The sequence below is a fragment of the Catellatospora bangladeshensis genome, assembly GCF_016862575.1.
Classification (GTDB): domain Bacteria; phylum Actinomycetota; class Actinomycetes; order Mycobacteriales; family Micromonosporaceae; genus Catellatospora; species Catellatospora bangladeshensis.
The window spans coordinates 71843-83932 of sequence record NZ_BONF01000015.1 but is presented as its reverse complement, the minus strand read 5'-3'; the positions used below and the strand labels follow the sequence as shown (position 1 = coordinate 83932).

Genomic DNA, 12090 nt, shown 5'->3' with positions numbered 1-12090 from the left:
GCCAGGTTTATTGACAACAAGGTTTGCAGTCAATCACCATGTGAGAGCGCTCTCACGTCTGCCCCGTGAGGGACTCGAACAGGCATTTCCAGCCCTCGCACCACCTCCGCTCCTGCTCGAGAAGGGCACATTCGCTGTGGAGATTCAACAGGAACGCGCACCCCGCATGCCCCGTGGCCGCGCCGTGAACCGAGCGCTGTCACGCGTCCGGCGCCTCATGATCCTCCTCACCGCGGTCGTCACTGCACTCGTCGGCAGCGTGGTCGTCCAGCAGCAGCCCGCACACGCCGCGTGGACCCTCGTGTGGGCCGACGAGTTCAACGGGTCCGGCGCGCCCAGCAGCGCCAACTGGAACTACAACGTCGGCAACGGCCTCAACCCCGGCCTCAATACCTTCGACGGCTGGGGCAACGGCGAGTGGGAGTGGTACCGCCCCGAGAACTGCACGCAGTCCGGCGGCAACCTCGTGATGCGCGCCAACTGGCTCACGACGCCCATCACGGTCAACGGCCGCAACTTCTACCAGACGTCGTGCCGCATGACGACGGACACGAAGAGGTCCTTCCAGTACGGTCGTATCGAGGCGCGCATGGCGCTCCCGACCGCTACCGGTTCGTGGCCGGCTTTCTGGATGCTCGGTGACGCGTGCGACGAGTCGTCGACGAGCGCCTACAACCCGGCGCAGACCTACTACGACCGCCTGCCCACCAACTGGGCCAGTTGCGGCGAGGTCGACATCATGGAACACGCGAACGCGAACGCGACCGTCACGAACAACATCTTCTGGGATGTGCGGACCGGCGTGTTCCCGTGGACAGCGGGTCAGAACGCCAACTACGTCGCGAACCCCGCCGTCAACAACGTCGCGGCCTTCCACGTCTATGCGATCGAATGGACGGCCGGGCAAATCCGCTGGTATGTCGACGGTACGCAGACGCACGTGATCGACACGACACCGGCGACGTTGGAGGAGTTCCGCAAGCCGTTCCACCTCATCTTCAACCTGGCGCTGGGCGGCACGTACCCCGGACAGAACCCCGTGCAGAGCCAGTTCCCGCTCACCGCGTTGATCGACTACGTCCGCTACTACCAGGACGGCGGGGGCACGGGCGGATCCGCGACGCAGATCAACGGGCCGGGCGGCAAGTGCGTGGACGTGGCCGGAAACGACACGGGCGGCAATGGCGCGGCCGTGCAGCTGTGGACGTGCCAAGGGTCTGCTGTTTCGCGGGACCAGCAGTGGAGCCGGGACGGCCAGACCCTGCGGACGCTGGGCCGGTGCCTCGACGTCAACGGCGCGGGTACGGCCAACGGCACGGTGGTGCAGCTCTGGGACTGCAACGGCAGCGGCGCACAGAACTGGGTCCAGGAAGGTAACCGGTTGCGCAACCCGAACTCCAACAAGTGCCTGGACTCCCCGGGAGGCTCGACAGCGGACGGCGCGCGACTGCAGATCTGGGATTGCAACGGATCGGCCGCGCAGTACTTCGTGAAGGCCGCGTGACGGCCGGCCGAGGGGCACGCTGACGCGTAAGGGCGCGGGAGCGAACAGGCTCCCGCGCCCTTTCGGCGCGTTCCGGGATACGACTCGCGCCGGGGTTTGTCCAGCGCGGGCGGAGATTTCGGCACGGCGACGAGGTGTACTCCCTGCTCAGGGATAGCGAACTCGGCCCCGACGACTATCTGTCGCGCTTCTTCGACACCGGCACGGAGCGACTGATGTGAAATCCCTGCCGCCTCGGCCCGGCGGGCATCGCCGGGTGGGGCCGGGCGATGCCCACCCCACCCGGCTACGGTGAGCCCGAGCCGGAGGAGCACCCGCTGCCGGCTCACCGGGTCCGGCTGGTTGCTCAGGTGGCCGACTTGGCGCTGTAGTGGCAGACGATCAGCAGGTCGTCGAGCTGGTCCAGCGACGCCGCGACGTCGCCTGCGGCGACCGACAGCCGCCACTGCGCCTGCTCCCCGGCCGCCTTCACGGCCACCGGCCCCAGGTCGGCGCGCTGGTGCAGCAGCGGCGGCAGGGGCGAGCCGCCCGCCAGTGCCACCTCCTCCTCGGCGGGTTTCGGCGTACGCAGCGACGGCAGCTTCGCCGGTGCACCGCCCGCGGCGGGCACACCGAAGAGGTCGACCGCGCCGATCGACAGCGCACTGTGGCGCATCAGCGCCGGGAACCGGTCCCGGCTCAGCATGATGAGCTGGACGTGCGACCCGTCCGCCTCCGCCACGGTCTTGAGCCGGTGCCACTCGCCCGGGAACTCGTGGCGCAGGCTGAACACCCGCGACAGCGGCAGGCCCTCGACGTCGGCGAGCACCTTCTTCCACCGCTCCTTGGCCTTCTGGCGCAGCTGGTCGCCGCCGTCGCGGGCGGTGTAGCGCAGGTGCAGCACGACGTCGGACACGGTGCTCAGGTCGAAGGCGTTGCAGTCGGGGTCGATCTCGACGCGCCAGCGCCCGGCCGCGCCCGCGCCCTCGAACGGCAGGTAGCGCTCGTCGTGGAAGTTGACCTCGAACAGGCCGGCGTCGTTCTGGCCGCCGCTGGTGGCGATCTGCTGCACGGCCGCGAAGTCGCGGACGAAGCGCGGGTCGTCGCCGTCGGTGTCGCGCTCGTACTTGCCCGCCCGCAGCGCGGGGCTGACGCGGGTCTCGTTGGCCAGCATCGTCAGGCGCGCGTTGACCGAGCCGTACGGCCCGACGACCGCCGGGACGGTGATGCTGACCGACTTGAGCCGCCGCAGGTAGTGCCCCGGGTGGTCGAGGTCGAACGTCAGCTCCGGCAGGTCGATCTCGCACCGGCCGGTCTCCCGCAGCGCGATCAGCGCCAGCGGGGCGTGCTGCAGCAGCGACACGTGCTTGGTCAGCTCATGCTCGCGCACGTCCTGGTCGGCGTAGGCCCGCTGGAGCTGCTGGAGCTGCAGTTGCAGGCGCTCCCCGGCGAGCAGGCCCTTGCGCAGGCTGTCCCAGGCACCCGCCTGCACGATGTTGCTGCTGCTCAGGCCGTGCTCGAACCGGTAGCAGCGCTCAGCCTGCCTGGCCAGCTCGTAGGCGTGCTGGTACGCCTGGAAGTACAGCCCGCCGAGCTGGCCCTGCAGCCACGAATACAGCTCGGTGCCGGTGTACTTGCCGGCCAGGTGCGCCTGGACCAGCTCGGCCTCGGCGATCTGCTTCTCGACCTGCCGCACCTCCAGGGTGGCCAGCTCCTTGGTGATGGCCATCGTGGTGACCTGCTTGTCGATGTTGGCCAGTTCCAGGGCGGCGGCGTTGGCGCCGATGGCGTACTCCTGGCCGCGGCGCCGGTAGCCGGCCATCTTCTCGGCGTGCTGGGCCTTGTAGGCGTCCTCGTAGCCCAGCCCGGCCTGGTATCGGGAGATCGCGGTGAGCGCGGGGCCGATGTGCTTGCCGCCGAACTCGATCTCGGCGCCGACGCCCCACGGCTCGACGTGCACGGCGAAGCTGGGAATGTAGTACGACAGGCTGGCCAGGACCTCCATGGCGTTGGCCCGCACCTGCCAGTCGCGGGCCGAGTGCGCGGCGGCCAGCTGGTCGATCTCCTCCTGGATGAGGAACGCGCCGTCCTGGCGCTGGGTGGCGGGGGCGTAGGAGGCCATCGCCACGACCTGGCCGGGCTCGGGTGTCTTGTCCTCGGCGCCCATCAGCCAGCGGTAGTAGCGCAGCCGCTCGGCGGGCACGGCGCGGGAGTGCTCCAGCGCCGCGAGCCGCGCGTCGGCCTCGTCCTCCTGCTTGCGCCGGGTCTCCAGGGTCGCGTTGAGCACGAGCAGCTCCTGCTCGGCGCGCAGCGCGGCCAGCTCCTCGCCGTCGCGCTGCTCCAGCGCCGACAGCAGCGACTGGCCCAGGCCGCGCAGCGTGGCGCAGGCGTCCAGCGCCCGGCGCAGCACCACCTCGAAGCGGTGCGGCGGCAGCGCCGCGTTGGCGTCGGCGACGGCGCTGCCCAGGTCGATGCCCTGCGCCGCGGCCCGGACCAGCAGCGCGGGGTCGATGGGCGGCTCGAACAGCGGCAGCTGCCGGACGACCCCGGCGAGGTTCATGCAGTTGCGGATCTTGAACAGCCGGTCGGCGACGGTGTCCCAGTAGCCGAGCAGCTTGTCGTTGGGCGGCACGCAGAAGTACAGCGTGCGGCCCATGCCGAGCAGCCCCGCCGCCTCGGGCGCGGCGGTCAGCGTGGCGCTGTTCAGGGTGGGGAACGCGTTCTCGAACTCGGCCGCGACGTTGCCCAGCGCGTCCAGCCTGCCGCGCATCTGCGCGAACGTCTGCGGCGCGGGCTCACCGGCCGGGGGCACCCGGCGCAGGGCCGGGCCGCACAGCTCGGCGGCCAGGATGTAGAGGTTGGTGGCCTGGTTGATGCTCTCCATGGTGTCCTGGGCGTAGAGCTTGTCGCCCCACCCGATCAGCGCGTCGAGGTAGCGCATCACCACGTACTTCTTGTACGCCGCCGGGCGCATCCGGGCCAGCAGGTGCGGCTGGAACGGGTGGTCCTTCCACTCGGCGATCTGCCGCTTGAGGTCGGCGTCACCGGCGTTGAGCCGGGCCAGCCACTGCTCGACGGTCTCCTTCGGGGTGGTGCGCAGCGGCAGCACCTTCCAGTAGTCGCCCGTGCCGTCGGTGGGGTCGAACACGTAGTGGTAGGCGCGCAGCGCCTCCTCGTAGCGGTGGTTGTCGGCGAGCATGTCGCCGATCAGCATCGGGATGTCGAAGAACAGCTCGCGCCGGTAGCCCGACTGCGCGCTGCTCCAGTCCAGGCCCGGGTTGCCGGGCAGGCCGAAGTCGACCGTGTCCGACGGGTGCGGCGTGGACACCAGCCACGGGTCGGGCCGGTACCGGTCGGCGAAGCCCGGCTTGAGCACGAGCTGCTGGTTGGCGGGGGTGAGCACGCCTTTGACGCCGTACTGCTGCAGGCGCTTGAGGTAGGTGCAGGCGAACGGGTCGAACAACGTCTGCAGCTCCACCGTGGCGGCGGCCTTCGGCCGGGCGAAGATCGAGCCGACCCGCTCGATCTCCAGTGCGACGGCGAGCTCCTTGGTGAGCGGCCGGTCGGCGGTCAGCGCCTCGGCACGCGGCGCGGCGTCGGTGAACAGACCCGGGTCGCTCAGCGCGAACTGCGGTGCGATCAGGGCGGCCCGCGCCAGCGACGCGTTCGCCGCGGCCCAGCTGCTGCCGGTGAGCTCGGCGGCGTGCACGGCCTCGGACAGCCACGGCGGCTGCGGGATCGCGATGACGTCGGTGCCCTTGGGGGTCAGGTCGAGCTGCGGGTAGATGCGCGCCGGGTCGGCGATGACGCCGCTCAGCGCCGGGGACGCCAGCCGCAGGCGGCCGAAGTAGGCGCGCCTGTCGTCGCCGATGACGAAGTAGCCGCTGTCGGTGTGGACCCAGTGCTCGGTGCTGATCAGCATCCCGGGCGCCTTGGCCAGCACCGTGTCTGCGGCGACCGGCTTGCCCCTGGTCAGTGGCTTGACCTGGAGCTTGTCGTCGGACACGCGCAGCAGCACGCCGCTGTTGCGCCAGGTCTGGTCCATCCGGGAGTCGGCGGTCATCCGCCCGTGGCAGCCGTCGAGCACGAACGTGCCCAGCGCGTACGTGTAGGCCTGGTTGCCGTCGGCGGCAGCGGCGCCGTCGCCGCTGATGACCACCGGCGGCTTGTAGCTGACCTTCTTCTCGTCGTCGGCCCAGATCAGCGCGCGGCTGGCGATGCACAGCACGCGCAGCCGGTCGCCGTCGATCCGGGTCTCCAGGCGCTCGATGATCCCCTGCGGCTGGGCGGCGCCCTGCACGTTCGTGCCGCCCGGGTCGCCGGGGTCGTAGTCGTCGGTGAGGACGTCGCCGCCGTCGGTGACGTGCTTGGGCCCCCACGCCCCGTCGCGGTACTCCGACCAGGCGAGCTGGACCTCCTGGTAGTACTGCTGCGGCTGGGCGGACTTGGCACTGGTGGCGGCCTGCTTGGTCTTCGTGGTGACCTGGGCCCAGAACAGGTACAGCCGCCGGTTGAACGTCACCGCGGTGACCAGGTCGCCGCGCACGTCCACCGGCACCTGCTCCCACGGCGTCCACTTCGCGGTGCCGTTGGCGGTGACGACGTAGCGGCGGTAGTAGTACACCTGCGGGGTGTTGGCGGTGCGGCCGAACAGGTGCACGACCGTGTCCAGCTTCTCGGCCGGTTCGAAGTCGTGCTGCACGTGCAGCGCGGTGACGTCGAGCTTCGCGACGGTGTCGAGCTTGCCCAGGTAGCCTGCCACGGCCCGCTCGGCGCCGGCCTCGGTCAGGTCCTCGCCTAGCAGCGCGCCTTCCAGCTCCTTGAAGAACGGCGTCTTGTCGTCGCGCAGCTGCGGCAGGATCCAGTTCTCCGGGTAGAGCAGCACCTTGCGGTTGGCCTCCCAGACCCGGTAGTTCTGCATCCACCGCCAGTGACCGGCGTCGACCGCCTGCGCGGCCACGGCCGGTGACTCGTGGTTGAGCAGGACCCGCTGGATGAACAGCTGCACCGAGGAGATCGCCTGCTTGATCCGGGACGTGCGCATGCACGGGCTCATCTCGACGTCGATGAGCAGCTGCTGGTAGAGGCCGTTCGCGTCGCGTACCCCCAGGCGCGGCGCGAGGTAGGCGACCAGGGCGGCGCGGCGGCGGTCGCGCTGCGCGTCGCTGAGCGCGGGGGCCACGTCCAGCCAGGCGGTCTCGTCATAGCGGGCCTTGACGGCGCGGCGGGTGTCGTCGGCGACCGCCTGGCCGGTGGGCCCGTGCGCCCAGCCCGCCGCGACGGCGGCCGGCACGCCGAGCGTGGTGACGACGGCGGCGGCGTCGAGCAGTCGCTCGGCGGCGGCCGGGTCGCGCAGCGCGGGCAGGGCCAGGCCCAGCCCGGCCGGGTCCATCAGGTCGGTGATCGTGGCGGCGGGCACCCCGGCGGCCTCGGCCAGCGCGGCGGCGGCCTGCTCGCCGGTGGTGGCCGACCACAGCCGGGCCAGCGCGCCGTCGGGCTGGCCGGGGCGGGAGCGGGCGCGGGCGTACGCGCCGACCGCCTGCGCGGCGGGGTGGTCGAGCAGCCGCTTGCCGTCGGCGCGCAGCGTCACCACCTCGGTGACCAGGACGCGCAGGTCGGCGCCGGGCAGGCGGTGGCCCTCGGCGAGCACCTGGACGCGGGCGAGCAGGCCGTACGCCTGCCGGGCCGGATCGGTGACGCCGGGCGCGGCGGCCAGGTCGAGCAGGTCGGCGATCAGCGGCGTGCCGGGCACGGTGCCGCGCAGCGCGGGGCCGCCCGCGGTGCGCCGCCCCTCCAGCAGCAGCGCGACGGTCGCCGCGTCGGGCACCACGGCGAGCATGGTCTGCCGGATCAGGGCGCGCTGCTCGCGGTCGCGTACGGCGGGCAGGGCGGCGTCGAGCAGCAGCCGCAGCCGCGCGGTGACGGCGGCCTCGCGCTGGCCCGGGTCGTCGGGCAGCGGCGCGGCCAGCAGCGTCGCGGGCGCGGTGACTCCGGCCGCGGACAGGGCGGCGGTGAGGTCGGCCAGCACGGCGCGAGGCGCGGCGTGCAGCCGGTCGGCGGCGGCGGCCCAGCCCGCGTCGGCGGTGAACGCCTTGACGTCGTCGCGCTCGGCGTCGGTGAGCGCGCCGAGCACCGTGACGGTGCGGTCCTGTGGGCTGTAGCGCAGCCGTGCGGCCCACCCGGCGGGGATCGCGGGCGCGGGGGCGGGCGGCGCGGGCAGGGTCGCACTGGCCTGGTCGTTGCCGGTCAGCACGGCCACGGTCGCGTCCGCCAGCGGCGCAGCGACCTGCAACGAGGCCAGGGCGCGGCGGGTCAGCGCGCCGTCGCGCTCGGTTGCCGGGTCGAGTTCGGCGGCGACGGTACGCAGCCCGTCGCGCAGCGCGCCCAGCACCCGGTCGCGCCCGGCGTCGGCGTCCGGGGTGGACAGATCGGCCAGCACGTCGGCGAGCTGCGCCGGGTTGAGGTCGCCGCGCTGCAGCCGCCGCACCTCGCGGACCAGGGCGTTGGCGGCCCAGTCACCGGAACCGGGCGCGGTGAACGGGTCGGCGCCGCTCAGCGTGATCATCGTGATCAGGTCGCGGACGTTCAGCTCCAGCGCGCGGGCCAGGGTGACGTGCCGGAACATGGCGCTGACCGCGGCGACGTCCAGCGGGGCGGTGTCGTCGGCCAGGCCCAGGTGCGCGCGTAGCGCGGTCAGGTCGGCGGCCCCGGCCCGCATCCCGGCCTGGAGGGTGGGCAGCTGCTCGCCGAGGGTCGCCCCGGCCAGCACGGCGCCGCGCCAGTCGGGGTCGAAGGCGGGGTCCAGCCGCAGCAGGGCCCGGTTGCGCAGGCGGCGGTGGTACAGCGAGCCGGGCCGGGTCGGGTCCAGGTCGGCCCACAGCAGCACCACCTGCGCGACGGTGAGGTCGAGCGCGCGGGCCAGGTCGGCGACGTGCGCGACGGCGGTGACGGTCGCGGCGTCGAGGTCGGTGGCGCCCAGCGCGGTCAATGCGAGGTCGAGGTCGTCCAGCTCCCAGCCGGTGGCCCGCCACAGCCGGATCAGCCGGTCCAGCCCGATCCACTGGTCGTCGGTCAGCCACGGGTCGTCATCGGCCCAGTGCCGCACGGTGACGGCGTCGATGGAGCGGTCGAGCGGCCCGTCGGCCAGGATCGTCGCCCGGACGCGATCCCAGGCGGGACCGGCCAGGTGTACGGCGGCCCAGTCGGTGAACTCGCCGACGGTGCGCCCGGCGGCCGTCAGCGCCGCGGTCAGCGCGGCGCTCGGGTTCACCAGGCCGCCCGTGACGAACGCGATGAGGTCCGCGCCCGGCAGGTGCAGGCTCTGCACGGTCTCGAAGGCGTGCTGCGCCGGGTTCAGGAACCGGGTGCGCAGCAGCGCGAGCAGCTCGTCGTACGTGATCCCGGCGCGGTCCAGCAGCAGCGGCGTGTGCGGCAGCAGGCTCGCCGCGAACGACGGGCCGTGCGCGGCCAGCGCCTGCCACGTGGCGGCGTCGGCGCGGCCGGTCGCGGGCAGCCCGTTGGCGGTCTGGAAGGCGGTCACGGCGGCGGTGACGGGCGCGTCGAAGCGTTCGAGGACCGGGTCGGCGCCGGCGGCCAGCGCGGCGCCGGACGCGGCCAGCTTGCGCCGCACCGCCCACACCCACCAGCCGCTGTCCCCGTCGGCCAGCGGCGGCGGGGTGACCGCACCGAACCCGAACCGCTCGTCGGCGCTCACCACCGGGGCGGGCGCACCGGCCAGGTCGACGCCGGTGATCAGCTCGAACGCCGCCGGGGCCAGCCCCAGCCGCTCGGCGGCCAGGCCGTGCGCGGGCACGCCGCCGGAGAACGTCTCCAGCAGCGCCGCCCGGGACACCCCGAGGTGGTCCAGGTGCGCGCGGGCGGCGCTGAGCGCGGCGTCGAACGGCAGGCTGTTCGGGTACGCGGCCCGGTCCAGCCGGGCCCGCGCCGGGGCGGGCGGGGTGACGTACGCGGCCCAGTCGGTGTGCTGCGGGGCGGCGGCCAGCTCGGCGGCGGTCGCGTCGGCGGTGTCGTACGCCGGGATCGCCGCCGGGTCCAGCGACACGACCAGGCTCTCCAGCACCTCGTTGACGAGGTCCACGTACGGGATCGTGGTGTTGGTGTTCTCGCACGTCAGCGGGGTCTGCGCCAGGTCCGGGCGGCGGGCGAGCAGCACGTCCAGCGGCCGCTGCCCGGCCGCGTTCGGCGTCGCCGTGTCCAGGAAGTTCAGCAGGTCCACCAGGTACGCCGCCGGGCTGTACACCGAGCGGCAGTGGTCGCACTCGCACCAGCTCACGTCGCCGAACAGGCCGCTCCACGTCGGCAGGTACGTCGCGACGCTCTGGTCGATCCCGGCGGCGGCCGCCACCCGGTCGCCGCCCTGCAGCGCGGCCAGGTCCACGCCCAGGCGGGCGTCGACGAGGTTCACGTACGTGGCGAGCATGGCCGTGGCGGTGTGCTGCGCCCGGCTGTGGATCATCATGGCCTGCGCGGAGTCCAGATCGGACGCGTGGGCCAGGAACGTCTGCTGCGGCAGCTGCGCGATGTCGAACGCCGACCGGTACGGCTGGCTGATCAGCCAGTCCATCGCGGCGGGCCCGGTGCTGACCCGGTAGAGGCGCTGCGCGCGGCTCAGCTCGGGCACCAGCGCGGCGCGGACCGGCTCGTCGATGCCGTCGAACAGCACGTCGGCGTGCTCGGCCAGGAACGGCTCCAGGCGCGTCGTGCCGATGTCGAACGCGGCGCCCCGGCCGCGCACCTGCTCGCCGGTGGCGCGGGCGAGCACCGTGGGCAGCGCGTCGCGCACCGCCTCGCCGCCCACCGCACCGGCGGGCGCGGCGGCCAGCGACCGGGCCACCGAGGCCGTCGGGAACGCCAGGTGCACCTGCCCGAGCAGGCCCGCCGCGTACACCGACGCCCGCTCGGCCTCGTCCACGCCTCCCGTCACACCGTCGGGCAACCCGACCCGGGTCACCAGCTCGGTCAGCTCCTCGTGCCGCAGGTCCAGCAGCGCCTCCGCCGAGGCGATGCCGCGCTCGCGGTGCAGCGCCGCCATCAGCGGCAGGTGCCGGTCGGTCAGCGCGTCGAGCTGCAGCGCGAACTGCGCCCGCTCGACAGTGCCCGGCTCGGCGAACGCCGGATCGGCGCGCAGCTCCTGCCACATCGCCGCCGGGTCGCCGCCGCGCCCGGCCGCCGCGCGCAGCAGCGCCCGCTGGGCACCCGCGTCGGGCAGCGCGTCGGCGAGCACCGGCCCGTACGCGGGCGCGCCGGTGCCGGTCAGCAGCGCGTCGGGGGACAGGTCGACGATGAGCGCGACCGCCGCCTCCAGCACCCGTTCGGGCTGCTCGGCGATGACCTGCCGCTCGATCGCCTGCCGCAGCCCCGAGTGCAGCTCGTCGCGCCCGGCCAGGGTGAGCCGGGGCAGGTCGGCCAGGTGCCGGTCGCAGCGGGCCAGGCCGTACAGCAGCTCCGGGTCGAGCTGCCCGTCGAACACGTGCCGGGCCAGCTGGTGCGCCTGCGCCAGCAGCCCGATCAGGGTGCGGTCGGCGCCGGTCTCCCGGGCGGCGAAGGTGACGTCGCGGTGCCTGTCCTCGTCCAGCTCGGCGGGGGAGCGGCCCTCCAGCAGCGGCTCCAGCGCGGCCATGAGCCGGGCGTACTCGGTGCCGGCGGCGGGCACCCGGGCCGCCAGCGTCAGCTCCAGCTCCTCGTCGCGCCGGGCCGGGATGCCCAGCACCAGGTCGTCCTCGGACAGCGGGGCCAGCGCCCGGTGGCCGTCGAACACCCGGTACACGGTCGCGGCGACCGGCTGCCCGCCGGCCAGCACCTCCAGCACCAGATCGGCCTCGGCGCCGCTGTCGCCCTCGCCGCGGCCGAACGCCGACCTGCGGTAGCCGACCCGGAACGTGCCGTCCGCGCCCGTCTGCGCCTCGCCGAGCAGGTCCCGGCGCGGGCCGAGGTCACGGTCGAAGGCCCGTACGGTCAGCCCCTGCGCCGCACGCCCGCCCGGCTCGACGACCGTGCCGCGCACCGTGTACTCGCCGTCGTCCTCCGGCGGGGCGCTGCCCGCCACCAGGTCGATGCGCTCGCGGGGGCCCGGATCGGCCAGCGGCACCGAGCTCGCGATGACCGCACCATTCGCGTCGTAGGCGAACAGCACCAGGTCCAGGCGCTCCTTGGGCGGCTGCCCGGCCGTGGCGTAGTGGCGCGGGTCGTAGCGCATCCGGTACGCGCCCTCGACGTCGGTCGTGGCCTCGGCCAGCAGCGCCCCGCCGACGAAGTCCACGTCGAACGCGAACACCAGGCGCTCCGGCATGCCCATCCCGGCGGCGCCGGTCAGCCGCCCCTCCACCACCTGGAACACACCCAGCTCGACGAGCAGCGCGTTGAACCGCTCGGCGCTGTCGCGGTCGAGCACCCCGGGCTCGCGCACCGGCCAGTCGTACTGCGCCTGCAGCCGGGCCACCGCCTCGCGGGTGCCGTCGCCGTACTCGGCCCGCTCGCGCTCCTGCGCGGTGACCGGGTCGCCGAACCCGGCCGCGTCCAGGGCGTGGTGCAGGTCGGTGATGAACTCGCCGGTCCCGCCGGGGGACTGGGAGGTGAGTGCGCGCATC

General features: G+C 73.6%; 2 protein-coding genes. One reads left to right on the top strand and one right to left on the bottom strand.

Translation table 11 applies throughout. The annotated features are described in order from the left end of the window. Positions 1–217: 217 nt before the first annotated feature. A complete protein-coding gene (locus tag Cba03nite_RS39725; RefSeq protein WP_239125741.1) occupies positions 218–1504 on the top strand; it encodes a ricin-type beta-trefoil lectin domain protein in 1287 nt (428 codons plus the stop codon). A gap of 346 nt (positions 1505–1850) precedes the next feature. Here Cba03nite_RS39725 and Cba03nite_RS40305 read toward each other — a convergent pair whose 3' ends face one another. Further along, complete coding sequence (locus Cba03nite_RS40305) at positions 1851–12089, bottom strand: Tc toxin subunit A-related protein (protein WP_203746173.1); 10239 nt, start codon at positions 12087–12089, stop codon at positions 1851–1853. Position 12090 lies beyond the last annotated feature (1 nt).